General features: G+C 66.3%; 25 protein-coding genes. 11 read left to right on the top strand and 14 right to left on the bottom strand.

The annotated features are described in order from the left end of the window. Positions 1-138 precede the first annotated feature (138 nt). Positions 139-1,281: an LLM class flavin-dependent oxidoreductase gene (locus MKW15_RS15580; RefSeq protein WP_240859862.1), complete on the top strand. Its 1,143-nt coding sequence runs from the start codon at positions 139-141 to the stop codon at positions 1,279-1,281. A gap of 219 nt (positions 1,282-1,500) precedes the next feature. Here MKW15_RS15580 and MKW15_RS15575 read toward each other — a convergent pair whose 3' ends face one another. Both MKW15_RS15575 and MKW15_RS15570 read right to left on the bottom strand, forming a co-directional pair. Next, entirely contained in the window at positions 1,501-2,613 is a 1,113-nt protein-coding gene (locus MKW15_RS15575; protein WP_240859861.1) for an acyl-CoA dehydrogenase family protein, read from the bottom strand. Positions 2,614-2,642: 29 nt separating this feature from the next. Then, positions 2,643-3,836: an acyl-CoA dehydrogenase family protein gene (locus tag MKW15_RS15570; RefSeq protein WP_240859860.1), complete on the bottom strand. Its 1,194-nt coding sequence runs from the start codon at positions 3,834-3,836 to the stop codon at positions 2,643-2,645. Between the two features lie 187 nt (positions 3,837-4,023). Between MKW15_RS15570 and MKW15_RS15565 the strand changes: the two genes are divergently transcribed. From MKW15_RS15565 to MKW15_RS15550, 5 genes are read left to right on the top strand one after another with little or no spacing between them, the layout of a single operon-like run. Beyond that, a complete protein-coding gene (locus MKW15_RS15565) occupies positions 4,024-4,602 on the top strand; it encodes a TetR/AcrR family transcriptional regulator (protein ID WP_240859856.1) in 579 nt (192 codons plus the stop codon). 25 nt (positions 4,603-4,627) lie between these two features. Continuing rightward, positions 4,628-4,885, top strand: a complete 258-nt coding sequence (locus MKW15_RS15560) for a DUF1707 domain-containing protein (protein WP_240859855.1) — start codon at positions 4,628-4,630, stop codon at positions 4,883-4,885. A gap of 11 nt (positions 4,886-4,896) precedes the next feature. Next, positions 4,897-5,328: a hypothetical protein gene (locus MKW15_RS15555; RefSeq protein WP_240859854.1), complete on the top strand. Its 432-nt coding sequence runs from the start codon at positions 4,897-4,899 to the stop codon at positions 5,326-5,328. A 17-nt stretch (positions 5,329-5,345) separates the two neighbouring features. Continuing rightward, a complete protein-coding gene (locus MKW15_RS24455; RefSeq protein WP_276615043.1) occupies positions 5,346-5,474 on the top strand; it encodes a hypothetical protein in 129 nt (42 codons plus the stop codon). A 17-nt stretch (positions 5,475-5,491) separates the two neighbouring features. Beyond that, positions 5,492-6,913 (top strand): amidase, encoded by a 1,422-nt coding sequence (locus MKW15_RS15550; protein ID WP_240859850.1) that lies wholly within the window; start codon positions 5,492-5,494, stop codon positions 6,911-6,913. An 8-nt stretch (positions 6,914-6,921) separates the two neighbouring features. Here the strand turns inward: MKW15_RS15550 and MKW15_RS24585 are convergent, their stop codons facing one another. After that, positions 6,922-8,820 (bottom strand): outer membrane protein assembly factor BamB family protein, encoded by a 1,899-nt coding sequence (locus MKW15_RS24585; RefSeq protein ID WP_240859848.1) that lies wholly within the window; start codon positions 8,818-8,820, stop codon positions 6,922-6,924. A 118-nt stretch (positions 8,821-8,938) separates the two neighbouring features. On the opposite strand from MKW15_RS24585, the gene MKW15_RS15540 reads away from it, so the two are divergent. Beyond that, positions 8,939-10,774, top strand: coding sequence for a PQQ-like beta-propeller repeat protein (locus MKW15_RS15540; RefSeq protein ID WP_240859847.1), 1,836 nt, complete (start codon positions 8,939-8,941; stop codon positions 10,772-10,774). 83 nt (positions 10,775-10,857) lie between these two features. On the opposite strand, the gene MKW15_RS15535 is transcribed toward MKW15_RS15540, so the two are convergent. Together MKW15_RS15535 and MKW15_RS15530 are read right to left on the bottom strand one after the other, a co-directional pair. Next, on the bottom strand, positions 10,858-12,498 hold the full coding sequence (locus MKW15_RS15535; protein WP_240859846.1) for a solute symporter family protein: 1,641 nt from the start codon (positions 12,496-12,498) through the stop codon (positions 10,858-10,860). After that, positions 12,495-12,851, bottom strand: coding sequence for a DUF485 domain-containing protein (locus MKW15_RS15530; protein ID WP_240859845.1), 357 nt, complete (start codon positions 12,849-12,851; stop codon positions 12,495-12,497). The genes MKW15_RS15535 and MKW15_RS15530 overlap by 4 nt, the downstream gene beginning before the upstream one ends. Positions 12,852-13,030: 179 nt before the next feature. On the opposite strand from MKW15_RS15530, the gene MKW15_RS15525 reads away from it, so the two are divergent. Both MKW15_RS15525 and vapC read left to right on the top strand, forming a co-directional pair. Beyond that, the gene (locus MKW15_RS15525) at positions 13,031-13,231 is read left to right on the top strand and encodes a type II toxin-antitoxin system VapB family antitoxin (protein WP_240859844.1); all 201 of its coding nucleotides are present in this window, start codon (positions 13,031-13,033) and stop codon (positions 13,229-13,231) included. After that, positions 13,228-13,632 carry a type II toxin-antitoxin system VapC family toxin gene (gene vapC, locus MKW15_RS15520; RefSeq protein ID WP_240859843.1) on the top strand — a complete coding sequence of 135 codons (405 nt, stop codon included), beginning with the start codon at positions 13,228-13,230 and terminating at the stop codon, positions 13,630-13,632. The genes MKW15_RS15525 and vapC overlap by 4 nt, the downstream gene beginning before the upstream one ends. A 225-nt stretch (positions 13,633-13,857) precedes the next feature. On the opposite strand, the gene MKW15_RS15515 is transcribed toward vapC, so the two are convergent. The 9 genes from MKW15_RS15515 to MKW15_RS15475 form a co-directional block, all read right to left on the bottom strand. Then, on the bottom strand, positions 13,858-15,600 hold the full coding sequence (locus tag MKW15_RS15515) for a sodium/solute symporter (protein WP_240859835.1): 1,743 nt from the start codon (positions 15,598-15,600) through the stop codon (positions 13,858-13,860). Beyond that, positions 15,597-15,989 (bottom strand): hypothetical protein, encoded by a 393-nt coding sequence (locus MKW15_RS15510; RefSeq protein WP_240859833.1) that lies wholly within the window; start codon positions 15,987-15,989, stop codon positions 15,597-15,599. Before MKW15_RS15510 ends, MKW15_RS15515 begins: the two co-directional genes overlap by 4 nt. Beyond that, positions 15,986-16,798: a LytR/AlgR family response regulator transcription factor gene (locus MKW15_RS15505; protein WP_240859831.1), complete on the bottom strand. Its 813-nt coding sequence runs from the start codon at positions 16,796-16,798 to the stop codon at positions 15,986-15,988. The genes MKW15_RS15510 and MKW15_RS15505 overlap by 4 nt, the downstream gene beginning before the upstream one ends. Before the next feature lie 10 nt (positions 16,799-16,808). After that, positions 16,809-18,041 carry a sensor histidine kinase gene (locus tag MKW15_RS15500; protein ID WP_240859830.1) on the bottom strand — a complete coding sequence of 411 codons (1,233 nt, stop codon included), beginning with the start codon at positions 18,039-18,041 and terminating at the stop codon, positions 16,809-16,811. Between the two features lie 398 nt (positions 18,042-18,439). After that, positions 18,440-20,068: a polyamine aminopropyltransferase gene (locus tag MKW15_RS15495; protein ID WP_374247286.1), complete on the bottom strand. Its 1,629-nt coding sequence runs from the start codon at positions 20,066-20,068 to the stop codon at positions 18,440-18,442. Positions 20,069-20,172: 104 nt separating this feature from the next. After that, a complete protein-coding gene (locus tag MKW15_RS15490) occupies positions 20,173-20,604 on the bottom strand; it encodes a DUF350 domain-containing protein (protein ID WP_240859829.1) in 432 nt (143 codons plus the stop codon). 57 nt (positions 20,605-20,661) lie between these two features. Then, entirely contained in the window at positions 20,662-21,195 is a 534-nt protein-coding gene (locus MKW15_RS15485; RefSeq protein ID WP_240859827.1) for a DUF4247 domain-containing protein, read from the bottom strand. Further along, positions 21,192-21,734 carry a DUF2617 family protein gene (locus MKW15_RS15480; protein WP_240859825.1) on the bottom strand — a complete coding sequence of 181 codons (543 nt, stop codon included), beginning with the start codon at positions 21,732-21,734 and terminating at the stop codon, positions 21,192-21,194. The genes MKW15_RS15485 and MKW15_RS15480 overlap by 4 nt, the downstream gene beginning before the upstream one ends. Further along, positions 21,731-22,369: a DUF4178 domain-containing protein gene (locus MKW15_RS15475; RefSeq protein ID WP_240859823.1), complete on the bottom strand. Its 639-nt coding sequence runs from the start codon at positions 22,367-22,369 to the stop codon at positions 21,731-21,733. Before MKW15_RS15475 ends, MKW15_RS15480 begins: the two co-directional genes overlap by 4 nt. 247 nt (positions 22,370-22,616) lie before the next feature. Here MKW15_RS15475 and groL point away from each other — a divergent pair, with 247 nt between their 5' ends. Together groL and MKW15_RS15465 are read left to right on the top strand one after the other, a co-directional pair. Beyond that, the gene (gene groL, locus MKW15_RS15470; protein ID WP_240859821.1) at positions 22,617-24,242 is read left to right on the top strand and encodes a chaperonin GroEL; all 1,626 of its coding nucleotides are present in this window, start codon (positions 22,617-22,619) and stop codon (positions 24,240-24,242) included. A 141-nt stretch (positions 24,243-24,383) separates the two neighbouring features. Continuing rightward, positions 24,384-25,196: a tyrosine-protein phosphatase gene (locus tag MKW15_RS15465; RefSeq protein ID WP_240859812.1), complete on the top strand. Its 813-nt coding sequence runs from the start codon at positions 24,384-24,386 to the stop codon at positions 25,194-25,196. Positions 25,197-25,210: the final 14 nt, after the last annotated feature.

The raw sequence follows: 25,210 nt of genomic DNA, 5'->3' as shown, positions 1-25,210 counted from the left end.
GTGGCTGCTTCGCGGCGCGGAAAGCCTGATGCCGGAAGCCACGGGAGCGACGACGCTGTGTCCGGATTCATCCTGTCGATGCGCAGGCGAACGGGTGTTGCCCGATGTGGCCTACGCGGCACAGCCCGGTGGCGAGAGATGAGTGGGTATTCGCGGATCCCGTTGTCGGTGCTCGATCTTGCTCCGATCGCGGACGGATCCTCGCCGGCCGAGGCGATCCGACGATCGATCGAACTGGCGCGCGTCGCGGAGGGCGCGGGCTATCGCCGATTCTGGTTGGCCGAACACCATTTCGTGTCGGTGGCGTCATCGTCGACGGCAACTCTCATCGCATTGATCGCCGCCGCCACCCAACGCATTCGGGTCGGCAGTGCGGCAGTTCAACTCGGGCACCACACGCCGGCGTCGGTGGTGGAGGCTTTCGGCACCATCGATGCGGTCCATCCCGGTCGGCTCGACCTGGGACTCGGGCGGTCGGGCCAGCGACGGACCGAAGCCATCGCCACGGTACGTACCGGCGGCACCGTCACGCGGTCCGAACCGGAACGCGTGGTCGACGGGCTGTTGATCCCACGTGCCTTCCCGGTCGAGACCCTGTTGGCCTCGCCGCGGATCGCGGCGGCCGCCCAAGCTCTGGAGTTCGAGGGCGCAGCTCCGCAGGATTTCGCCGACGCTGTCGCGGATGTCCTTGCGCTGCTGAGCGGTTCGTACCGTGTCGACGACATCGCACTGCACGCTGTTCCGGGCGAAGGCGCTGATGTCGACGTGTGGGTGTTCGGAAGCAGCAAAGGCCAGAGCGCACAGGTGGCCGGTACCGAGGGGTTACCGTTCGTCGCGAACTATCACGTCAGTCCCGCAACGGTTCTCGAGGCCGTGGAGGCCTACCGTGCGGCATTCCGCCCTTCGGGGCGGCTCGACCGGCCCTACGTCGTGGTGTCGGCCGACGTGGTGGTCGCCGACAACGACGCCGCCGCACGCGAACTCGCGTCGACCTACGGTCACTGGGTGCACAGCATCCGGGCCGGCGGTGGCGCAGCTCCGTATCCCGATCCGGCGTCGACACCCCCGCTCACCACCGAACAGCGTGCCGTGGTGGACGATCGCATTCGGACCCAGTTCGTCGGCTCACCGTCGGCAGTGGCCGATGGGCTCGACACCCTCGCCCACGCCACCGGCGCCGACGAGCTCGTGATCACCAGCGTCACACACGATTTCGAGGCGAGGAAGCGATCGCACCAGCTCCTGGCGGCCGAGTGGGGGATCTCAACCCCCGCTGCCTGAGGTGCGACGAGCGCTAGCCCCTTCCGCTGCCTGAGGTGCGACGAGCGCTAGCGAGGAGCCTCGAAGGCCTGGTGACCGTTGCTCCGTGGTCGCCCAATTGCTTTGTCTCACCAAAGCCCTTCGAGGCTCTCGGCTAGCGCCTCGAGCACCTCAGGGAGCGGAAAAGGGGGCTCTCGGCTAGCGCTCGGCTTGCGCCTCGAGCGCCTCAGGGAGCCGGAGTCAGCCGACCGACACCATCTCGTAGGTGCCCACGTTCGCCGACAACCGGCTCAGGTGCGACGACGCATCGCCCAGGGTGTGCGAGATGCCGGTCAGGCGGCTCACGTAGTGCCCGACAGGGTATTCGGCGGTCATGCCGATACCGCCGTGCATCTGGATCGCTTCCTGGCCGATCGCGCGGCCCGAGGTGCAGATCTGCAGCTTCGCACGGGACGCGACGACCGGGTCGGCGACACCGTCGGCTAGTGAGGTGGTGGCGTACAGGCTCATGCTGCGTGCGAGTTCGAGCTGCACGTACATGTCGGCGGCGCGATGGCTCAGTGCCTGGAAGGTCGACAGGGTGACGCCGAACTGCTTGCGTGTCTTGAGGTATTCGGTGGTGAGTTCCAGCGAACGCTCCATCGCGCCGACCGCCTCGGCGCAGAGCGCGGCCTGGATCCCGACCTCGGCGTCGGCGATGAGGTCCGACGCGTCGCCGCTGCCGAGGCGTCGGGCGGCGGCGTTGGCGAACTCGATCTGGGCGCCACGACGACGGTCGTGCGTGCGGTACGGCGTGCGGGTGACACCCTCGGCGTCGGCGTCGATGAGGTACAGACCCACGCCGTCGGCGTCCTTTGCCGACACGATGAGCTTGTGGGCGCAATCGCCGTGTCCGACAAGACTCTTGAGTCCGGTGAGGTTGCCGTCGGCATCCGCGGTGGTCTCGATGGTGCTTTCCGGCCAGCGGTTTCCGGCCTCGTGATGGGCGAAGGCCATCAGCAACTCGCCCGATGCGAGGCCCTCGCGCAGCTCGACGCGGGTCTCGTCGTCGGCGATCGCGAGCAGCGACCCCGGCACGAGCACCGAATCCAGGTACGGCTCGGGAGCCAGCGCGCGGCCGATCTCGGTCATGACACTGGTGAATTCGACGGGGCCGGCGTCCATGCCGCCCTCGGCCTCGGGGAAGGTCATGCCGAGAATTCCGATGTCGGCCAGCGACTTCCAGACCTTCTCGCTCCAGCCGCGCTCGGTGTCGGTGACCGCGCGCAGGGTTTCCACGTCGTAGCTCTTGGTGAGGACGTCGCGGACGGTGTCGCGCAACATCTGCTGCTCTTCGGACAGCTCGAAATCCATGATGTTCCTTGGGTTGTGGCGGGTAGGGCTCAGAGACCGAGCACGGCTTTGTCGATGATCTGGCGCTGAACCTCGGAGGAACCGCCGTAGATGGTGACCTTGCGGTAGTTGAGGTATGTCGGGACGCTGCGCTGTGCCCATTCGGGGGATTCGATGTCGGCGCTGCCGTTGGCGGCCGCGGCGTCGAGTTCGGCGACGGGGAGGGAGTCGGGGCCGGCGATGTCGGCGATCAGCTCCATGGCGGCCTGCTGCAGTTGGCTGCCCAATAGTTTCAGCAGCGACGACGCCGGGTTGGGTTTGCCGTCGGCCGACGATGCGACCACCCGCAGCTGCGTGAGTTCCAGTGCCAGCAGCTGATTTTCGATCTCGGCGAGACGGGCCGCGAACAACGGGTCATCGAGGAGGGTGCCGTTGGCGGTCGGTGTCTGTGCGGCCAGTTCCTTGGCGCGCGCGAGCTTGGTCTTGGTGTAGCCGACGCGTGCAATACCGCTGCGCTCGTTGCCGAGCAGGAACTTGGCCTGGGTCCAGCCGTCGTTCTCCTCGCCGACGAGATTCTCGACCGGCACCCGGACGTCGTTGAAGAAGACCTCGTTGACCTCGAAACCGCCGTCGATCAGCTGGATCGGCCGCAGTTCCACGCCCGGGGTGTCCATCGGGAACAGGAACATGCTGATGCCGGCCTGCTTCTTGACGTCCGGGTTGGTGCGGGCGAGGCAGAAGATCCAGTCGGCGTACTGACCGAGTGTGGTCCAGGTCTTCTGGCCGTTGATCACGTAGTGGTCGCCATCGCGGACCGCCTTGGTCTTGAGCGACGCGAGGTCGGAGCCGGCTTCGGGTTCGGAGAACCCCTGGCACCACCAGATGTCGGCGTTCGCGGTCTTCGCGAGGAACCGCTCCTTGATCTCCTGCGACCCGAACTGCGCGATGACGGGGCCGATCATGCCGACGTTGAACGGCAGCAGGTCCGGCACGAAGTTGAGGCTCATCTCCTCGCGGTAGATGTGGTGCTGGATCGGGGTCCAGTCCTTGCCGCCCCACTCGACCGGCCACGCGGGCGTCGCGACGCCGTGCTCGTTGAGGATGCGCGTGGTGGTGACGATGTCGTCGGGATAGCTGATCTTGCCGGCCTCGTTGCGTTGCCGGATCTCTTCGGGAACCTTCGAGAAGATGCTGCGCAGCTCCTCGCGGAACGCCTCTTCTTCGGGGCTGTACTTGAGATGCATGGTTCCGTCTTACTCCTCACCGGCGGGTGCTGACGCGCAGACCTCGGAAACGGTTCGCGCGGTCGATCTTTGGGGGTTACCGCAGGCTGTCGCAGTGATTTGGGGGATGCTGTGACTGCCGTCTCGACCATGACGGTACGCGAAACGGGGTCACAAAAGCAACGATCTTTGCAATAATGGCCCGATCATGACCAAACCGACAACAGCGACCGGCATCGCCAAACGTCCCGGCGGCCGCAGCGAGCGTGTGAAGGCGGCCGTCTTCGACGCGGTCGGGCAACTCCTGGATCAGGGGCTGCGGGAGACGATGACCATCCCGCAGGTCGCCGAGTTGGCCGGGGTCAACCCGTCCAGCGTCTACCGGCGCTGGGGGTCGATGGACGTGCTGCTCGAGCAGGTCGCGATCGAGGTGCTCACCGCCGAAGAACCAGTCCCCGATACCGGTGTGTTCGCCGACGATCTGCGCGCATGGGCCCAGCGCATCGCCGCAGACCTCGCCACTCCTCGTCGTCGCAACTATCTGCGGGCCATGGTGTGGGCCCGCACCGACATCGTCGACGCCTACCCGCGCTGGGAAATCCGGCGTGACAAGGTGGAACAGATGCTCGCTCACGCGCGTGAACGCGGCGAATCAGTACCGGCCGTCGACCTCGTCCTCGACCACGTCGTCGCTCCGCTCTACCACCACTGCGCTTTCGGGATGCCGGTCGAGGAGGCGTGGGCAGAGCGGTTGGTGCGCGACGTGTTGTCGATGACGGCGCGCTGAACCGTAGGCGGCGTAACCTGGCGCCATGGCCGACCATGAGTCGGGTCGGGGGAGAACGCAGGCGGGTACACGGGCGCGCGACGTCGACCGGGTGACGTCGATGCAGATCCTCGACGACGCCCTTCTGGACGGGCAGCTCAGTATCGGTGAGCATCGCCAACGTGTCGAGGACGCCAAGTCGGCATCAACACTGGCGAACTCGATTCCATCGTCTCTGACCTGCAGCGTGGCACGGAGTCGCCCGCGGATTCGGCGTCGACGCGGTCGGTGGACCCGCGCGTGATCCTCGGCATCGTGGCGATCCTCGCAGTCGTGGCCCTGCTAGTGGGGGTGGTCGTCGTGACCCGCGCCTCGTCCGACGATGAGGCTGGCGCGCCGGTCCCATCTGATCCGCTGGTGGAGGGTGCAATGTTCACCGCCGGCGGGATACGCGGGATCATCGAGGCCACCCGTCAGCGATTCGGGACGACTGTCGTGCAAGGTGTCCACCTGTACCGCGACGACGCCGTACTGCATGTCCTCGATCCGAAGTCTCCCACCGGCGCTGTGCACTACGACTTCTCGCCCGGCGGTGAGTTCCACAATCCGCAGGTCTACAGCGGACTATCGGTGAACTCGACCGGATCGCCCGACGTGGTCGTCGATCTTGCCGACGTCGACGCCGACAGCGTGGCCGACCTCATCGCATCGGCTCGGCTCGGCTCGGCATCAGCGCAGCCACTGTAGGACAAGCCAAGTTCCGGGTGACGATCGGCGGGGACGACGGCGGCGAGATCTGGATGGGCGTCAACGACATCAGCCTCGATTCGCATCTGGTGGCCGGCCTGGACGGGCACATCAAGGGTGTGCATCGCTGCGGCTGGGGTTGTTGACGCTATGCTCGGCCTGCATGAAGCATGTGCATGCGTTTGGTGATGACTGTCTCGGCGATCTCGACGGTGTCGGCGTCGCACGGGGGATTGTGGCTGGCGAGTTCTCCGCGACCGAGGCCGTGGAGGCCGCGCTGGCCCGCATCGACGCGGTCAATCCGCACCTGAACGCCGTCGTCTACGACGACCGCGAACGTGCCCGCAAACGTGCCGTCGACAACGACTTCCCGGCCGGCTCGTTCGCCGGTGTGCCGTCGATCATCAAGAACAACACCCTGTTCACCGGCTTGCCGACGCGGCACGGGTCCGCTGCCGTGCCGGAGCGTCCGGCCGAGATCAACGAGGCCTTCACCGACCAGTGGCTCTCGACCGGCGTCAACGTCGTCGGGGCGTCGACGCTGCCGGCCTTCGGCCTCACCGCGACCACCGAGTTCGTCGACGGCGACCCTACGCGCAACCCCTGGGACACCGACTTCTCCTCGGGTGCGTCGTCGGGCGGTTCAGCGGCACTCGTTGCCGCCGGAGCACTACCGATCGCGCACGCCAACGACGGCGGAGGTTCGATCCGTATCCCGGCGGCCGCGTGTGGGCTGGTCGGTTTGAAACCGTCCCGCGATCGGGTCGTCGCATCGCGGGAGGGCGAAGCGGCACCGATCGACATCATCTCCAACGGCATCATCAGCCGGTCGGTCCGCGACACCGCGCACTTCATCGCCGACGCCGAGCGGTTCGCGGCCGCGCCGGATCTCGAGCAGGTTGGACTCGTCGAGGGCCCGAGTCAGCGTCGACTGCGGATCGCACTCATCACCGAACCGTTGACCGGCCAGTTGCTCGACAAGGACACCCAGCGAGCGGTGACCGGCGTCGCCGAGCTGCTGGAGAAGCTCGGTCATCGCACCGAGATGGTGCCGATGCCGGTCGATCGCGACTACATCCAGGACTTCACCGATTACTGGGCTCTGCTCGCCTTTTCGCTCGACCACTTCGGAAAACGCGTGATCGACAAGGGTTTCGACCGTTCGCAACTCGACCCCTTCACGCGCGGCCTGTCCCGGATGGCGTTGCGACGGTTCTGGCGGATGCCGTCGGCCATTCGAGGGCTCAAACGTTCGACGGCGGCCTTCCGCGGCATGTTCGACCGCTTCGACCTGGTCCTGACACCGACGCTCGCCCACACCACGCCCAAGATCGGATACCTCGACCCCGCAGGCGATTTCGCCGAGACCTTCGAACGACTCACCCGCTACGTCGCGTTCACCCCGGCCAACAACACCTCGGGCACCCCGGCGATCAGTCTCCCGCTCGGCCAGACCGCCACCGGCCTGCCGATCGGCATCCACTTCATGGCCGACCTCGGCAAGGAACGCTCACTGCTCGAGCTGGCCTTCGAACTCGAAGCGGCGCAACCGTTTGCGCGGATTCAGGATGCGTCAGGCCGCTGACGTCGGGTTCACGCCATACCGACGATGGTGTTGAGGCACTTCACCACAAGCGCCCCCGGCACCGATGTCACATACTGCAGCGGGTCCTCGCAGGGCACCGGCAGTGCGTGCGCGTGTCCGTCGATACCGATCGCCACGAGACCGGGCCAGTGCGGTGGTTCCGGTGTCGGCCGAGTCCCGACACTGACGTCGCCCAGTGCGAACCAACCGCCGTTCACCGAGGTCCACGACGCCTCCAGCGTGGTTGCCCAGGCGGACTCTGCCTGTAGCGGTGTGCGAACCGTCCGCGCGGAGTCGACCAAGTAGATCGATGAAGTGTCCTTCCGGTCCGATCGCCTGGTCACCAAGAGAATCGATTGGTCGTCGATGAACTGTGCGGCACCCGCAACGGACTTGGTGTCCAGCGTGTTCACGTCGACAAGGATGTCGCGTCGACCAACCGTCAGCAGGGCGTGTGGGCCCCGCGCGTCGACGAAAGACACCCGATCTGACTGTCGCGCACCGAGTATCGCGCGTGTGATCGTGCCGCGCCGGGTTCCGGTGACGGGATCGAGAATCGTCGCCAGTTCGCTCGAATCGCCCAGCAGCACGCCGCTGCGGCCGACATCGCTGCTGTCGCATGCGGTGATGATCACCGCATCGGTGGTGAGGGTACCGCAGGAATTGCATCCGTACCGAAATATGCGCTGCCACAGAACTTCGCCGGTGCGAGGATTGATCGCCGTCCAACGCTGCGAACGCGCCGACGCTGTGACGCCCGGCGGTTCTGGCACAGAATCGGCGATCAAGGCCACGTCCGGTGAGGTCCCGAAGACGGTGGCCGGTGCCTCGGAAGTTCTGGTCCAGAGAACCCGGCCAGTCATCGCGTCGATGCCGATGACCGACTCGGACTCGGCGACATTCCGGGCGAGTTTCGTTGTCACCGCGGTGATCACCACCGATCCGTGACCGACGCCGGTGCTCCGTGGTAGGTACGGGGACACCTGTGGGGCTGACAGCCACCAGCGCCGCTCCCCGGTGCGGCCGTCGTAGCCCTCGATCGTGTCGGGTCTTCCGGACATGGTGAAGTCGTACTCGACTCGGACGAACCCGGCGCCGGCCGGAACGACCCGGTCCGCGTCACCGACAGCAATGCGATAGCGTTCCTGGACTTCGAGGCCAATGCGGCCGCCAATCGTTGTCGGAGCGGCGGTTTCACCGGTCAACGGCCCATTCGACGACGAGCTCTGTGTGGCGGCAACGACGATCGCCGGAATCGAGATGAGGATCGCCGCAGCGACAGCCACCGCAACCGTCCAGCGCGGCCGGTGGCCAGGAGTGCGGTGCCGGTGGTGCTCACGCGGCGGTGGTTGGACAGCCAATCCGATCGCCTCTCGTGCCGGACCGTAGGAAAACAGAGCGACCACGACGAGCACAGCCAGCGCCGCGCAGGCAGACAACCAAGCTGCTGTCGCCGCGGCCGTAGCCAACGTCGATGCGGAGTTTCGCTGGGCATCAAAGGTATCGGTGAATGCGGCCATGGTTGTGCCGCGGAATCGGGTGATGATGACACAGACACCCGCGACGGCCAGGATCGGCGTGGACAGCGCGGCGATTCGGTGGCGAGTCCTGTTCGACCACATGTTCACCCTGCCGACGAAGTAGTAGAGGCCGACGAGGACGGTGGCCGTACCGACCATCCACCCCGTCCGGACAAGCACATCGTCCATGGCCACGTTCACCGGACCAGGCATCCCGGTCGGCCGCGCGATGATCGCGTAAGCGAGGCATGTCAGTGATGCGCCCAGGAATCCGATCACCAACGCCGACAGGATCGGTGACCATGGTCGTTCGATGTCTCTGTCGGTATCGGTCGGTTCCCAGACGTCATCGGCGATGGATGTTTCCGTGTCTGCCCCGTCCTGCACGAGCAGAGCGTACCTTCGCTGGGATGGCTCCGGAGAACTCGCTGCACAACGGTTCTGAGTTGTCCACAGCGAGGACTCGGCAGTGATCCGAACCGCCTGCGGCCGTTAGTCTATGCAGATGCCGGGGGACGACTCGATCATCGATGCCATCACGACGACGAGCAACCGATCACGGGACGGGTGGCGAACCCCGGCGTCGATCGCCGTGGCGACAGGATTGGCCGTGGCGGGCGTTGTGCTCACCGGTTATGCAGTGGCGCACCGGCATCCCGACAACTGGATCGGCGACTTCACCTCACCTCAGACGGACCGGTATCTGGTGATTGCGGCTGTGGCGGTTCCGCTGTTGGCGGCGGCCATCGCGATTACGGCTGTCGTGGTGTGGAGACGTCGGTCAGCCGACCTCGATCTTGCAGGGCCCGTCTTTGGGCTCCTGCTGTTGGCGTCCTTGGGTGTCGGCTGGCTGTGGCTGACTCCGATGGGTTCGACGGCGGACAAGGAGTTTGACGGGCCGCTGCTGCCACCGGTCGTGATGTGGATTCGAGTCTCGGGTGGTCTGCTGATGGCCGCCTGGTTCGTACTGTTGATCGGCGCGGTGCGGCCGACAACGATTCCGCGCGAACGCCGAGTTCGTGGCGCCGCAGTGTGCGTTGCCCTCACCTCGATCGTGGCGATCAGCGTCGTCGGTGCCGGCTATGCTGGTGGGAAAGGACTGGTGGGCAGGAGTATTCACCAGCCAAAGGCGGCGTCGGTGCCTGTGCCGCCGCTGCCGACAACCGTCGGAACCCGCGTCGCGTACACGATCCCAGCTCGCTCAGCGGGAGATGTCCTCGAGGCAGGCCCGGGCTTTGTGGTGCGTGGTGCGGACGGTCTGGTGGCCTATGACGGCTCGACCGGGGCGCGACGGTGGTCTATCGAGTCCTCAGATCTCGGAAGCCTGTGCGGGGGCGAGCTCCTGCGTCGCATGAGTCGCACATTGGGGATCGCGAGTCCGCGCGCCGAGGCGTCGGTCCGCACTACCGGTATCGGCCGCGATGCGACGGTCGTCGTGACCTGCAGTCGATGGATTGTCGGAGTCGACGCGATGACCGGGTCGGTGCGGTGGGTGAATTCTGAGGGTTGGGACGTCTACGACGCGACCCCCGATGTCATCGCGGTGACCAAGAACGATCGCAGTTCCCAGCACGCGGCGGTGGCGGCGATGGACCCCAGGACCGGCAAGGTGCGCTGGGTGATGGGAGCGTCGGACTGCACCGACGCCGAGAGCCTCATGGTCGTCGAGCGTGTGATCGTTCAAGAGGACCGCTGTTCGGTGAGCGGGCGGTGGCTGCGAATGCTGGACGTGCACAGCGGAATCGAACGCTACATCACCATGCCCGAGTGGGCGGTGCGGTCGCAAGAGTGGCCGCGCCGCGTGATTCGGGCGCTGGCGCGATCCGGTTCGGTACTGGCCATCGAGGTGTCCATGGGCGGCACCGACTACCGGACGTGGGACACCGGAATCGTGGCCGTCGACACCAGGTCGCGTGGAGTGCGCGAGGTCGTGCCACACAGCACGAAGAGTGAGTATTGGCTCGTGGATCGATACGGCAGCGAGTGGCCGCCGTCCGGTGCGATCACTCCATTGGCAAGCACGTCAGATCAAGTGATGTTCCTCAGGCTTCCTGCTGGTCGCGTCGAACATCATTCTGCGCGTGAGGTCTTCAGTAGCGACGTCCGGGCAGAACAGTGGTGGACTCTCGTCGGCGACACCGCAGTAACGGCCCTGGGTCGCCCCGAATCCGGAGCCATCGTGACCATCTCGCCCGACGGCCGCGTCGTGAGCCGACCCGGTCCGTGCGGACGCGACGAAGGCGGCGTGATGACCGTCCCTGGTGGGCTGTTGGTGCTGTGCATGCGGACAGACGCACACAGCTACAAGGTCACGAGCGTGGATGTCGTCGGATTGCGGTGAGCGCGGCATAGCGGTCCGACAACGACAAAGGTTGCAGTTCGACGCCTCACGCGCGTCAAACTGCAACCTCTGCGTCGAAATCGCTAGTGCGCGACCGCCTTCTCGGCGCCGACACCGGTCAGTGAACGAACCTCCATCTCGGCGTTGCGCTCCGGAGTGCCCTTGTCGGCGGGTGAGGTGAAGGTGCCGATGATGCCGAGGGCAAAGCCCAGCGGGATCGACACGATGCCCGGATTCGAGAGCGGGAACCATGCGAAGTCGGAGCCCGGGATCATCGAGGTCGACGCACCGGAGACCGCCGGCGAGAAGATGATCAGGATGATCGTCGAGCCCAGACCGCCGTAGATGCTCCACAGCGCGCCGCGGGTGTTGAACCGCTTCCAGTACAGCGAGTACACGATGGTCGGCAGGTTGGCCGCCGCGGCGATCGCGAAGGCCAGCGCCACCAGGAAGGCGATGTTCTGGCCGTTGGCGAGGATACCGAGGACGATGCCCATGATGCCGAGCACCACGACGGTGTAGCGCGACACCCGCACCTGATCGTCCTCACTTGCCTTGCCGCGCTTGATGACACTGCCGTAGATGTCGTGGGCGAAGGAGGCAGATGCGGTGATCGCCAGCCCGGCCACGACCGCGAGGATCGTCGCGAAGGCGACCGCGGAGATGATTCCCAACAGGACCACGCCGCCGAGTTCGAAGGCGAGCAGCGGTGCCGCCGCGTTCTGACCGCCGGCCGCGGCAAGGATCTTATCGGGTCCGACGAGGGCTGCCGCGCCGTAGCCGAGGATCAGCGTGAACAGGTAGAACGCGCCGATCAGGGCGATGGCCCAGACCACCGAGCGTCGGGCTTCCTTGGCGGTCGGCACGGTGTAGAAGCGCATCAGCACGTGCGGCAGACCCGCGGTGCCGAGCACCAGCGCGATGGCCAGCGACACGAAGTTGATCTGCGAGGTCATCGATCCGCCGTACTGGGCGCCCGGCGCGAGCACATCGCGGCTTGCGACCTTCTTCGACTCGGAGTCGCTGATCGCGTCCTGGGCCGAACCCAGGAGCGAGGAGATGTTGAAACCGAACTTGGCGAGAACGATGAAGGTCATGATCGCCGCACCCGCGATGAGCAGCACGGCCTTGATGATCTGCACCCAGGTGGTGCCCTTCATGCCGCCGATGAGGACGTAGACGATCATCAGGGCGCCGACGACGGCGATGACGATCGATTGTCCGAGGCGACCCTCGATGTCGAGCAGCAGCGCGACAAGCCCACCGGCGCCGGCCATCTGGGCGAGCAGGTAGAACAACGACACCGCGAGCGTGGAGATCGCCGCGGCCAGTCGCACCGGACGCTGCTTCAGGCGGAAGCTGAGGACGTCGGCCATGGTGAATTTGCCTGTGTTGCGGAGCAATTCGGCGACGAGCAGGAGAGCGACGAGCCACGCGACGAGGAAGCCGATGGAGTAGAGGAACCCGTCGTACCCGTAGACGGCGATGGCGCCTGCGATACCGAGAAAGCTTGCGGCCGAGAGGTAGTCGCCCGCGATGGCGATACCGTTCTGCGGCCCGGAGAAGCCGCGGCCGCCGGTGAAGAAGTCGGCGGCGGACTTGTTGTTCTTGCTGGCGCGGATGACGACGTACATCGTGACCGCCACGAACGCGAGGAAGATCGAGATGTTGGCGACGGGGCTGCCGACCGTTGCGGCGAGCACCATGGTGTTCTGGCCGGTCATGCCGATACCTCACTTTCCATCTGGTCGCGGATGGCCTCGGCCTTGGGATCGAGTTCGCGGTTGGCGAACCGCACGTAGAGGCCGGTGATGACGAAGGTGGTCACGAACTGCAGCAGTCCGAGGATGAGTCCGAGGTTGATGTTGCCCCAGACCTTGGTGGCCATAAAGTCGTGCGCGAACGCGCCGAGCAGCACGTAGATCGCGTACCAGGCCAGGAAGAACGCCGAGACCGGGAACACGAAGCGACGCAGGGTGCGCTTGAGGTCCTGGAACTGATCGCTCTCCTGCATGGCGAGATAGGCCTCGCCGGTGGGTAGGTGTGACTGAGGTGGTGGTTGGTCGACGGTCGACACGGGTTTCCTCCCAGCTGTGACGGGTAACTGGAGTCAGACTTGCTGAGGCGTGGATCACATCGCAATGCGTGGCGCGGGTCACACGCCGAAGTCCACCGGCTGTGCGCCGGACGGTCGAAATGTGCCGACGAGCGGTTGCCGTTCGCAGTGTGTGGGATCATGTGTAAGGAGGTACACAGATGGCCACAAATCTCGCGATCGACCCGGAACTGCTCGATCATGCTTTTCGGGTCGGCGGTGAACGCACCAAGAAGGACACGGTCACTCGCGCGCTTGAGGAGTTCATCGCCCGACGTGAACAAGCCAAGATCGTCGACCTCTTCGGTTCGCTCGATCCCGACGAGACCTTCGACTACAAGGCGCAGCGTTCGCGCGGATGAGCGTTCTCGTAGACACCAGCGTCTGGTCGCTGGCGTTGCGGCGCGACGCTCAGCTCGACAACCCGCACGTCGTCGAACTGCGACGGCTACTCGTCGGTGGTGACCTCGTCGTCACCACCGGACTCATCATCCAGGAGCTACTCCAGGGGTTCGTGCCGGAGCGCACGCGCGGGGTCATCCTCGAACGGTTCGCGTCGGTGCCGGTTGTTGCACCCGACCGCCACGATCACGTCGCCGCTGCCGACCTGAAGAACCTGTGCCGCAGTGCAGGGGTCCAGTTGGGCACGATCGATGCTCTGATCGCGCGACTCGCGATTGCCCACGGGCTCACATTGCTGACCGCGGACAACGACTTCGTCCATGCCGCACCACATGTCGGCCTCGCCGTCTGGACACCCTGAGCGTCGACCGGCCCGTCCATCTGGCCCGGCAGAAGCACCATCGATCCGCCGGTGCGTCCCCAAAAAGTAGGGGAAGAAACTCGTCCCCTACCCTCGGAGTCTTCCCCCAGAAAACTCTCGCGGACGACTGTGAACCTCGGGGAAGAAACTCTTCCCCTAAGTTTTGCGGGCCGGGTGGGCACGCATCTGCCCAGGTCACGAGCCTGGCCCACCATTCTCTTCGCGTCAGCCACCCGGCAGTCGCTCGACGCCCATGCCGAGGCGTTCGGGCACGTGCATTCGTGCAAACGTGCGTGACAGATCGGCGGGCACCCGGCTGCGGGTGGCCAGACTGACGCCGATCATGGTCCCGAACGCGAGCGGCACGGTGACTGCGGCCGGGTACCCGATGATGACTGCGAGCCAGCCGTTGAATGCGTCGTCGTCGGCGACACCGGCGATCGCGAGGCTGGTGGCTACGCCGGCCGACACTCCACCCACGATCAGGCCGGCGATCGCGCCCGGCGCGGTGAGCCCGCGCCACCAAATACCCAGCACCAGAAGAGGACACAACGTCGACGCGGCGACCGCGAACACCAGGCCGACGGTCCGCGACAGTTCCAGCGAAGTCGCCGCCAGGGACAGTCCCACCGGGATGACGCCGCCGATCACCGCCGCCAGCCGGAAGTCACGAACCCTGCCGCGCAGAACGTCGGTGGCCAATGCTCCGGCGACGCTGACGAGCAAGCCCGACGAGGTGGCCAGGAACGCGGCGATCGCCCCGGCGGCCACGAGTGCCGCCAGGATCTGGCCGCCCACACCGCCTACCGCAGCACTCGGTAACAGCAGAACAGCGGCGTCGGCCGTGCCGGTGATCAGGAGCTCAGGGACGTACAGGCGCGCAAAGACGCCGAGCAGCAACGGAAACAGATAGAACAGCGACAGCAGCGCGATCACGGTCAGCGCCGTCCGACGCGCAGTCCGGCCGTCGGGGTTGGTGTAGAACCGCACCAAGACGTGTGGCAGGCCCATGGTGCCGAGGAAGGTCGCAATGATCAGCGAAAGCACTTGGTAGAGAGCGTGATCGCCACCGAGACCGTGGCCGGGGGAGATCCATTCCGAACCGGTGGCCGGCGCGCCGGCGATGACCGGGGTCGCGGCTCCGGCGTCGAGGGCGATCACGCTGCCCGCCGAGATGTGGTGATGTCCAGGCGCTAGGATCGGCTCGTCGTCGACCGCGCGGCCATCCACGGTCCCGGAGATGCGCATGCCGGCCGGATCACTCACGGTGACCAGCACGTCAGTCGTGACGTCGACCGTGGTGGCGACCGAGACGCGAGGCGGTGCGGGCTCGCCGAGATGGGCTCGATCCCCGGCGAATACACCCAGCAGTACCAGTGCGGGGATCGCGATGGCCGTGAGTTTCAGCCAGTACTGAAAGGCCTGGACAAAGGTGATCGACCGCATGCCGCCGCCGACGACGTTGACGATCACAATGGCCCCGACCGCAACGGCGCCGACCCAGACCGGGGCGCCGAGCAGAATGTTGAGGGTCAGTCCGGCGCCCTGGAATTGGGGGATCAGATACAGCACGCAGACCACCACCACGACGATCATCGCCGTGGTGCGCACCGGCTTCGACGACAATCGGAACTCGGCGAAGTCGGGCACCGTGTAGGCCCCGGAGCGACGCAGGGGTGCGGCCACGAACAGCAGTAGCCCCAGGTAGCCCGCGGTGAACCCCACCGGATACCAGAGCGCGTCGGCGCCGTACTTCGCGACAAGTCCGGCAACGCCGAGAAAGGATGCCGCCGAGAGGTATTCGCCGGATACGGCGGCGGCATTCCACCGCGACCCGACCGTCCGCGAAGCAACGAGGAAGTCCGACGTGGTTCGCGAGAACCGTCCGCCGTAGGCGCCGACCGCGATGGTCGCCACCGCCGCGACGAGCAGGGCTGCCGCGGTCAGGGCGTCGACGTGCTGGCTCACGGGCCGTCACTGTCTGAATCGGTGTCGTCGTCGACGACACCCATGAAGTCGCGTTCGGCTTGTTCGGCGAGCCGTATGTACAGCCAGCCGGTCAGATACACGATCGGGTAGAGGAGGACACCGAGGACGATCCAGTGCAACCGGATGCCGAACACGGTGAGCTCGCCAAGTGAGGGAAAGGCCAGTCCCAGCAACGGAATTGCCACGATCAGAACCAGCAGACTACCGCCCAGCCGAAGTGCGAGCCCGAGCTGGGCACGCATCAGGCCACGAACCAGCGTGTCGCCGACCTCGGTCTGTTCCTGCACCTCCACCCGGGTCCGGACGGTACGTGCGCCGCGTCGGGACGCGAGGACAACCCGTTCACGTGGTGGCGGATTCGAGGTCATGTTCGCCCGCCTGGTTCCCCAGAGCGGTAGGTGCGGAGCGGGTCTCGAATGATGCGGTCCTTGATCTCACGCAGCTGACGTCGGCTGACCGGAAGCTCCACCGCTGGAGATCGGCCGTTCTCGCCGACGCTGACTACCGTCGTCGACCCCGACGTGCGCAACCCGGTGACCATCTTGAGAGCGACCAGATACGAGCGATGCACGCGGGCAAAGCCGTGATCCTGCCAGCGAGATTCCAAGGTGGACATCGGTATTCGCACAAGGTGTGCGCCGGAGTCGGCGTGTAGCCGGGCATAGTCGCCGACGGCCTCCACCCACGAGATGGAGTCGCGTCGCACCAGCGATGTGACGCCACTCATCTCCACCGGGATCACCTCGTCCGATGTGTCGGTGGTGCCGGTCATGTTGTCGCTCTGCGGTTGTGGCGTGGAATCTGCATTGTCCCGATTGCTCGTCACGCGGTCCACGGCCTGTGCCAGGCGATCCTCGCGCAGTGGTTTGAGGAGGTAGTCGAGTGCGCCGACCTCGAAGGCGTCGACCGCCTTGTCGTCGTGCGCGGTGACGAAGACGATGGCCGGCGGCTCGGTGTAGCGGCCCAGCACGCCGGCGAGTTCGAGTCCGGAGAGTCCGGGCATGTTGATGTCGAGGAAGATGGCGTCGATGCGATGGTCGTTGAGTTCGCGCAGCGCGCCAGTGGCATCGGACGCGGCGAGAACGGTCCCCACGGCATCTTGTCGCTCGAGGAGGTAGCACAGCTCGTCGAGCGCGGGACGTTCGTCGTCGACGGCGAGGACCACGAGATCGTCCATCGGTCACCTCCTAAACGTGCACGCCCGCGCGGAACTTCGGTACTCGCATCCCGACCTTGGTGCCCGCACCGACCGCGGTCTCGACCACTAGACCGTAATCGTTGCCGAAGGCCGCGCGCAGACGATGGTCGACATTCGTGAGCCCCACGTGAGCACCCTCGGAGGTCTCTCCCGAAGGGTTCGGTCCCGAGGTAGTTGGCGCAGACGGTTCCAGCGCGTCGAGCACACCTGAGCGCAGCATCTCCGGGTCCATGCCAACCCCGTCGTCTTCGACGGTGATCACGCAGTCGGTGCCCTCGTCGCGGGCGGTGATGGTGATGACGCCACCGCCCTTGCCGCCCAAACCATGTCGGACGGCGTTCTCCACCAGGGGTTGGAGGGCGAGGAACGGCACCACCACGTTGAGCACCTCGGGCGCGACGTGTAGACGCACCTCGAGCGCGGGCCCGAATCGGGCGCGTTCGAGGGTGAGGTAGCGGTCGATGTTGCGCAGTTCGTCGGCGAGCAGGGTGAACTCGCCGGCCGCGCGGAACGAGTACCGGGTGAAGTCGGCGAACTCGAGGATGAGTTCGCGGGCGCGGTCGGGGTCGGTGCGGACGAAGGACGCGATGGTGTTGAGGGCGTTGTAGATGAAGTGCGGGCTGATCTGTGCGCGCAGGGCGAGCACCTCGGCGCGGTCGAGGCGGGCTCGGGAGGCGTCGAGGTCGGCGAGTTCGACCTGGCTGGACACGTACCGGGCCACCTCGGCAACCGCGCCCAGCATGCCCGGCCCGGGTCGGCGCGTGGTCGCGACCACGAGGACGCCGAGCCGCTCATCCCCGGCGACCAGGGGTTGGGCGATGAGTGCCCGCACCGGTGATTCGGAGTACGACGGGTCGGTCGACAGGACGCGGCGCTGGTTGTCGGCGGCCGACGCGGCGGCCCGGTCGGCGTGGGCGAGCATGTCGGCGTCCCAGATGTCGTCGTCGACGGGGTCGTGTGCGAGGCGACGTGGTTCGTCGTCGTAGAGGGCCACGGCGTCGGCGGCGGTGAGCGATCGGAGGTGGGGCAGCGCTTCGGCGGCGGACTCCGCGGTCAGCCCGGTACGCAGCGACCGCGCGGCCCGCGATGCCGTGTGCAGGGTGGTGTGCACCGCACGCTCGGTCGGGGTCGCGACCACTCGCCGCGTCCGGATCAGCATGATCACGCCGACGACGACGATCGTCGCGAGCACGGCGATCAACACCGCCAATCCGCTGGACATGCACCCATCTTCGACGGTGCGGCGCCGGCGCGCTGTGACTCGGGCAGAAAACACTCACCACCGCCGGCTGCGAGCCTCGAAGACCCTGCCTACCGACGGCTGAGGTGCGAGCCTGCGAGCCTCGAAGACACTGCCTGCGGTGACATCGTTGTCTCACCAAGCCCCTTCGAGGCTCGCAAGCTCGCACCTCAGGGAGCGGGTGGAGGGTCAGCGAGCGGAGGTGGGGCGGGTGCAGGGTCGGCGAGCGGAGGTGGGGCGGGTGCAGGGTCGGCGAGCGGAGGTGGGGCGGGTGGAGGGTCAGCGAGCGGAGGTGGGGCGGGTGCAGGGTCAGCGAGCGGAGGTGGGGTGGGTGGAAGGTCGGCGAGCGGAGGGTGGAGGGGGGTCCAGGCGGTGGGGAATCAGTAAACAGTCCACTCACTCTGGGCGTACCGTAGGATGCGGGGGTCCATGAGCGTCGACGGCGGCATGTCGAGGGGTGGGCGGTCGAGCGGGAAGACGGCGGCCGACGCGAGTTCGTCGGGGCTCAAGAATCGCAGCGGTCTGGGAGCGTGCACGGCGAGTGGAACCGGCTCGTTCGCGGCGAGGTGGAAACCCCAGTCGCCGAAGGACGGTACGTCGACGTGGTACGGCTGCGTCCAGAGCCCTGCGTCGCGCAGGGTGGACTGTATGCACCAGAACGACTTCGGCGCGAAGTACGGTGATCCCGACTGCACCACCATCCGTCCACCGTCGGCCAGGTGCGCGCGGGCCAGTGCGTAGAACTCCGTCGAATACAGCTTGGCGGTGGCGGATTCGTCGGGGTCGGGCATGTCGATGATGATCGCGTCGTAGCGCTGGTTCGCCTGCCGCAGCCAGGTGAAGGCGTCGGCGGTGATCACCCGCGCGCGCGGATCTGTCATCGATCCGCGATTCAAGCGCACGAGCCGCTCGTCGTTCCGGGCGAGACGGATCATCTCGGGATCGAGTTCGACAAGGGTGATGTCCCCGGCGTCGGGGTAGGTGAGTACTTCCCGCAGGGCCAGGCCGTCGCCGCCACCGAGCACCAGTACCCGTGCATGTGCTCCCGACATCGCCGGATGCACCAGCGCCTCGTGATACCGGTACTCGTCGATCGACGAGAACTGGAGGTCGCCGTTGAGGTAGAGCCGAGTGTCCGGTCCCTCGGCGGTACGACGCTCGGTGATGACGATGTCCTGATATGGCGTGCGTTCGGCCGCGACGATCGGATCGCGGTACAGCGCCTGACGGGCGGTGACCTCGAACTTCGACGAGTAGACGAGAGCCGCGACCAGCGCCGCGACCACCGCTACGGCGGCGGTGCCGAGCAGTGCCATCCGCATCGGGCTCAACGACCGCCGGAACACCACGAACACCAAGAACGAACCAGCCGCGGCGTTCACCAGGCCGACCACGAGCGCACCCCGCAGCTGACCGAAGAACGGCAACAGCAGGAATGGGAAACACAGGCCGCCGACGAGGGCGCCGATGTAGTCGACGGCGAAGATGTCGGCGACCGCCGAGCCCGCCTCCTGCCGCCGAATCCGTTGCAGCAGAACCATGAGCAGCGGGATCTCGGCACCGATCAGCAGACCCAACACAAACGCGACCACCACGAGCGCCTGCGTGTACAGCGCAAGATAGGCGAACGCCGCGTACAGCGCCATCACCGACAATCCACCGAGCAACGCGAGGGCCAGTTCGATCACCGCGAACGCGGTGACCGAGTGCGGCTGAAGCGGTTTGGCGGCGAGCGACCCGACACCCATTGCGAAAACCATCACCGCGAGCACGATCGACGCCTGGGTTGCGGTGTTGCCGATCAGGAACGACCCCAACGACACCAGGGCCAGCTCGTAGACGAGACCACAAGCAGCGCAGACAAAGACGACGGCCAGGAGCGCGGATCGGGACCAGCGGGTAGCGGTCGTCTTCTCGCTCCCGGTAGCCTGCCCGCTCCCGGTCGTCCTCCCGCTCCCTGAGGTGTGAGGAGCGCCAGCGACGAGCCTCGAAGGGTCTGGCGACGTCATCTCACCAGGCCTTCGAGGCTCCTCGCTAGCGCTCGTCGCACCTCAGGCAGCGGAAGGAGCTCAGGCAGCGGCATTTCGGGGCGATCCATGCTCAGGGGTTGGCGTCACAAGATAGAGGCGGCGATGATCAACGCGGTGCCGACGTGGGTGACGCCGTGTACCCACACGGCCGGGTGACTTTCGGTGTCGACGACGAGTTCGCCGAGCTTGCCGGGCGTGAACAGGTCGACGATGACGAAAGTGAGTGCCATTGCGGCCATTCCGATGATGGTGTAGACCACTGTGTACGTGAGCCCCACCGCGAGCCGTCCCTCGCTGGACACGATCGCCGCGGTGACGATGATCGCGACCGACAGCAGGTTGGTGGCAACGAGGATGCCGGCGTTGCGATTTCGGTCGGCCCACAACTGGTGGCGCAGGTTGCCGGGCGTGAGCACGTCGAGGACCGCGAAGGAGATGAGCATCAGGAGGACCCCGACACCCGAGTAGGCCGCGGCGTAGGCGGCGTTGAGCGCGATGTCACCTATCGAGATCATGAGTATTCTCCGGTTCTTCGTGGTCCGTCGTGCTGTGAGGGTGATCGTCGTCGAAGGTCATTTTCCGCCTCCGTTGCTTCCGCCGCCGCGGTTGTCGCTCCCGTTGCCGCCGAAATTCGGTGTGGGAACCCAATATCCGCCGACGTAGTTGTGATAGTGGTTGTAGCCCGACCGGTAATCGCGACTGACCATCACGCGTGTCTTGTCGTTGCCGTAGGGGAAGAGGCCGATGAGGTAGTCGGGGTACTGCATGAACAGCGATCCGGCCACGGCGCCCGCTGCGGCGGCATCACCCTCGCGCCGGTCGTTGGGGTTCTCGGCGTCGCTGATCTCGTCTGCGACCTTCGACGGTGTGCCGTCGGCGATGTAGGCCTGCACGCCGCTCTCGTCCAGCGATGCGTCGCGCTGATAGTTCGACGTGACGTACTGGCGAGCATTGTTCTGCTTGAAGGCGTTGTAGCCACAGGAGCCGATCAGGATCAGGATGGTCACCCCGGCGATCACGGCGATGATGATGTTTCGGGTACGACGCAGCGAGCGGAGCGGATCGGGCTCGGGTGCGCCGAAACCGCCAGGGGGAGACACACTCACGCCGAAATCACCGCGCCCCGACCCAGCCTGCTCGTGGTCAGCACGACTTCACCGGCTTGCGGATAGGTATGCCAGGTGTGCCACGAGATCGCGTCGGGTTCGTCGTCGGCCACGATCGCGGTGACCGCGTGCGGCGCGCCCGGGAAATGTCCGATCAGCGCCGGCATGCCTTCGGCGATGCGGTCGGCGACGCGACGGTGAAGGTCGTCGACCAAGTCGGCCAGCGCATCGGGATGCACCGCGTCGACCCGGGAGGCGAAGTAGTAGTCGAGGTGCTGGAAGGACTCGGGCAGCGCGGACGTCACCTCGGGCAAGCAGGCCACGGTCTCGCACAGACGGTGATTCCCGTCGTCGACGATCACCTGATGACTCGCACCGAGCAATCGCAACGAGACAGTGATCCCACCGAGTTCGCCAGAGCTCGTGGCGAGTGCCGGCTGTTCCGGGGCGGTCAGCGAATAACCGAGCTGTCCGGCGCCGGTGTCAGCGAACGCGACGGCGAGTTCGGTCGAGCCGTCGGGCGGTGAAGCGGGACTCACGGCGGTCCAGGAGCAGAGCTGCTCGGATAGATCCGGTACTCACCCGCGTCGAGCACCTCGCCGCGCGCGCACTCCCAGCCGCCACCGAAGTCCTCGAAGGACAGACGCTCGTCGCCTGCCTGGTAGTCGTGGTAGCGCAGCGATCCGGTCGGGTTGAGGCCGGTGGTTCCCGTCGAGGTGAACGTCGCCGACCCCGATTCGTCGGATTCGTAGCGTCGGCCGCCGTCGAGTTCGATGGTCTGTGGGCCCGGGACCGTGGTCACGCCCTTGAGCTCACGCCACAGGATGACCTCGAGATCGGGGTCGTCCTCCACCGACAGCCATGCCTTGGAGCCGAGGCCGGTGTCGAGAAAATGCTCGGTCCATTGGAAGCTGCCCTGGGTCAGCACCAAGGTTCCGCGAACCGCGTGCGTCTGGCCGCGGAATTCGACGAGGTCGCCGGGTTTGAGGGTGCGCGGGTTGCCGTAGACGGAGTCGTCGTCGGCCGAGGAAAACGGGTCGGCCGGGCCGTGGGTGCGCTGGTGGAGGCCCTGTTCCTCGAGTTTGCGCAGTTTGCGATTGCCCAGGAAGTTGAAGATCACGACGACGGCGATGATCGCCAGCAAAGCGACGACGATCACGAGCAGATACTCCACGCGACCGACCCTAACCGACCCGGGATCGATGCACGTCGACTGTCATTCGGCTGGAGGCGAACGCCCGCGTCCCGACCTTGCACTCGCCTGGTCCGAGTGCTAAAACGGTCATTGGCACTCGCGTAGTGTGAGTGCTAGGTCGGGACGGTGAGACCGGTACCGAATGACACACCGGTCGTCCGTCGCGGGCACCGAAGTTCCGGCCATCAATACCTGGTGTCACCCCCTATCGGAGGATCACTTACCCATGGCCAAGCAAATCGCGTTCGACGAAGAGGCCCGCCGCGGCCTCGAGCGGGGCCTCAACAGCCTTGCCGACGCAGTCAAGGTCACGCTGGGACCCAAGGGTCGCAACGTCGTCCTGGAGAAGAAGTGGGGCGCCCCCACGATCACCAACGATGGTGTTTCCATCGCCAAGGAGATCGAGCTGGAGGACCCGTACGAGAAGATCGGCGCCGAGCTCGTCAAGGAAGTCGCCAAGAAGACCGACGACGTCGCAGGCGACGGCACCACCACCGCCACCGTTCTGGCTCAGGCTCTCGTCCGTGAGGGTCTGCGCAACGTCGCTGCCGGCGCCAACCCGCTGGGTCTGAAGCGCGGCATCGAGAAGGCCGTCGAGGCCGTCACCGAGTCCCTCCTCAAGAGCGCCAAGGAGGTCGAGACCAAGGAGCAGATCGCTGCCACCGCGGGTATCTCGGCCGGCGACCCGTCCATCGGCGAGCTCATCGCCGAGGCCATGGACAAGGTCGGCAAGGAAGGCGTCATCACCGTCGAGGAGTCCAACACCTTCGGGCTGCAGCTGGAGCTCACCGAGGGCATGCGCTTCGACAAGGGCTACATCTCGGGCTACTTCGTCACCGACGCCGACCGTCAGGAAGCCGTCCTCGACGACCCGTACATCCTGCTGGTCTCGGGCAAGGTCTCGACCATCAAGGACCTGCTGCCCCTGCTGGAGAAGGTCATCCAGGCCGGCAAGCCGCTGCTGATCATCGCCGAGGACGTCGAGGGCGAAGCCCTCTCGACCCTGGTCGTCAACAAGCTCAAGGGCACCTTCAAGTCCGTCGCCGTCAAGGCTCCGGGCTTCGGTGACCGCCGCAAGGCCATGCTGGCCGACATCGCCATCCTCACCGGTGGCGAGGTCATCAGCGAAGAGGTCGGCCTCTCGCTCGAGGGTGCAGGCGTCGAGCTGCTCGGTACCGCTCGCAAGGTCGTCGTGACCAAGGACGAGACCACCATCGTCGAGGGTGCGGGCGATCCCGACGCCATCGCCGGTCGCGTGGCCCAGATCCGCGGCGAGATCGAGAACAGCGACTCCGACTACGACCGTGAGAAGCTGCAGGAGCGTCTGGCCAAGCTGGCCGGCGGCGTCGCCGTCATCAAGGCCGGTGCTGCCACCGAGGTCGAGCTCAAGGAGCGCAAGCACCGCATCGAAGATGCCGTGCGCAACGCCAAGGCTGCCGTCGAAGAGGGCATCGTCGCCGGTGGTGGCGTGGCCCTGCTGCAGTCGGAGCCGGCCATCGACGGTCTGTCGCTCGAGGGTGACGAGGCCACCGGTGCCAACATCGTGCGCGTCTCGCTCTCGGCTCCGGCCAAGCAGATCGCCGTCAACGCCGGGCTCGAGCCGGGCGTCGTCGCCGACAAGATCCTCAACTCGCCGAAGGGTACCGGCCTCAACGCCGCCACCGGTGTGTACGAGGACCTGCTGGCCGCCGGCATCAACGACCCGGTGAAGGTCACCCGCTCGGCGCTGCAGAACGCTGCGTCGATCGCGGCTCTGTTCCTCACCACCGAGGCCGTCGTCGCCGACAAGCCGGAGAAGAACCCCGCCCCCGCAATGCCGGGTGGCGACGAGATGGGTGGCATGGGATTCTGATCTCGTCTCCGACGAGGATGGGCTTCTGAGTCCAAACCCCGTTTCGTAGCGAACAACCGAAGGCCGGTCACCCAGCAGGGTGGCCGGCCTTCGGCGTGAGACGAGGTCCTGGGTCAACGGTGACGCCCGACACGCGCCACAATGGTGAACGTGACCGAGCAGATCGACAAACCAGCGCTGACCGACATCGCCAACTTTCGCGATGTCGGCGGCTGGGACACTCGCGACGGACGACGCGTCGTCACCGGACGTCTGTTCCGGTCCGCTGCGCTCGACAAGGCGTCGGATTCCGACCGCGCATACCTCGCCGGCCTGGGCCTGCAGACCATCGCCGATCTGCGTTCGGTTGCCGAGGCCGACGCCGCTCCCGATCCGGTGATCGGCGATGCGCGCGCGGTGCTGCTCGACGTTCTCGCCGACGCCGCCGAGGTGGCGGCACCGGCGCACCTCGACGTCCTGATCGCCGACCCCGAGGCGGTGGCGAAGGCCAACGAGCGTCTCGCCGACGGCAGCGGCGTCGAGCACATGATCGGCTCCTACCGAGGGCTGGTGAACCTCCCGAGCGCCAAGCGCGCGTACCGGGATCTTTTCACCGGCATGCTCGACGGAACTCCGACGCTCTTCCACTGCACCGCGGGCAAGGACCGGACCGGTTGGGCGGCAGCGTCTTTCCTCACCCTCATGGGCGTCGACCGCGACGATGTGTACCGCGACTACCTGCTGACCAACGACCTGTTCCTGCCGGCGATGGCGCCGGTGTTCGACGGGTTCGAGGCGGCCGGCGGCGACGCCGACCTCCTGCGTCCCTTGCTCGGCGTGACAGCCACCTACCTCAACGTCGCGTTCGACGAGGTGGCGATTCAGTACGGGAGCATCGACGACTACTTCGGCGAGGCCCTCGGCATCGACGCCGACGCGCGAGACCGGCTGCGCGAGCATTACCTCGTCGAGTGAGTGCACGTGGTCGG

Source organism: Gordonia gummivorans (assembly GCF_022513585.1).
Taxonomy (GTDB): Bacteria; Actinomycetota; Actinomycetes; order Mycobacteriales; family Mycobacteriaceae; genus Gordonia.
The sequence above is the reverse complement of the archived record's forward strand: the minus strand, read 5'-3'. Positions and strand labels throughout refer to the sequence as shown.

Excerpts from the sequence above, each read along its gene's own strand:
- groL (WP_240859821.1), top strand. The coding sequence starts at position 22,617 with ATGGCCAAGCAAATCGCGTTCGACGAAGAGGCCCGCCGCGGCCTCGAG.
- MKW15_RS15505 (WP_240859831.1), bottom strand. The coding sequence starts at position 16,798 with ATGGACGATCTCGTGGTCCTCGCCGTCGACGACGAACGTCCCGCGCTC.
- MKW15_RS15525 (WP_240859844.1), top strand. The coding sequence starts at position 13,031 with ATGGCCACAAATCTCGCGATCGACCCGGAACTGCTCGATCATGCTTTT.
- vapC (WP_240859843.1), top strand. The coding sequence starts at position 13,228 with ATGAGCGTTCTCGTAGACACCAGCGTCTGGTCGCTGGCGTTGCGGCGC.
- MKW15_RS15550 (WP_240859850.1), top strand. The coding sequence starts at position 5,492 with ATGAAGCATGTGCATGCGTTTGGTGATGACTGTCTCGGCGATCTCGAC.
- MKW15_RS15540 (WP_240859847.1), top strand. The coding sequence starts at position 8,939 with ATGCCGGGGGACGACTCGATCATCGATGCCATCACGACGACGAGCAAC.
- MKW15_RS15490 (WP_240859829.1), bottom strand. The coding sequence starts at position 20,604 with ATGATCTCGATAGGTGACATCGCGCTCAACGCCGCCTACGCCGCGGCC.
- MKW15_RS15500 (WP_240859830.1), bottom strand. The coding sequence starts at position 18,041 with ATGTCCAGCGGATTGGCGGTGTTGATCGCCGTGCTCGCGACGATCGTC.
- MKW15_RS15560 (WP_240859855.1), top strand. The coding sequence starts at position 4,628 with ATGGCCGACCATGAGTCGGGTCGGGGGAGAACGCAGGCGGGTACACGG.
- MKW15_RS15580 (WP_240859862.1), top strand. The coding sequence starts at position 139 with ATGAGTGGGTATTCGCGGATCCCGTTGTCGGTGCTCGATCTTGCTCCG.
- MKW15_RS15465 (WP_240859812.1), top strand. The coding sequence starts at position 24,384 with ATGGTGAACGTGACCGAGCAGATCGACAAACCAGCGCTGACCGACATC.
- MKW15_RS15575 (WP_240859861.1), bottom strand. The coding sequence starts at position 2,613 with ATGGATTTCGAGCTGTCCGAAGAGCAGCAGATGTTGCGCGACACCGTC.
- MKW15_RS15535 (WP_240859846.1), bottom strand. The coding sequence starts at position 12,498 with ATGACCGGCCAGAACACCATGGTGCTCGCCGCAACGGTCGGCAGCCCC.
- MKW15_RS15495 (WP_374247286.1), bottom strand. The coding sequence starts at position 20,068 with ATGACGTCGCCAGACCCTTCGAGGCTCGTCGCTGGCGCTCCTCACACC.
- MKW15_RS15510 (WP_240859833.1), bottom strand. The coding sequence starts at position 15,989 with ATGACCTCGAATCCGCCACCACGTGAACGGGTTGTCCTCGCGTCCCGA.
- MKW15_RS15570 (WP_240859860.1), bottom strand. The coding sequence starts at position 3,836 with ATGCATCTCAAGTACAGCCCCGAAGAAGAGGCGTTCCGCGAGGAGCTG.
- MKW15_RS15565 (WP_240859856.1), top strand. The coding sequence starts at position 4,024 with ATGACCAAACCGACAACAGCGACCGGCATCGCCAAACGTCCCGGCGGC.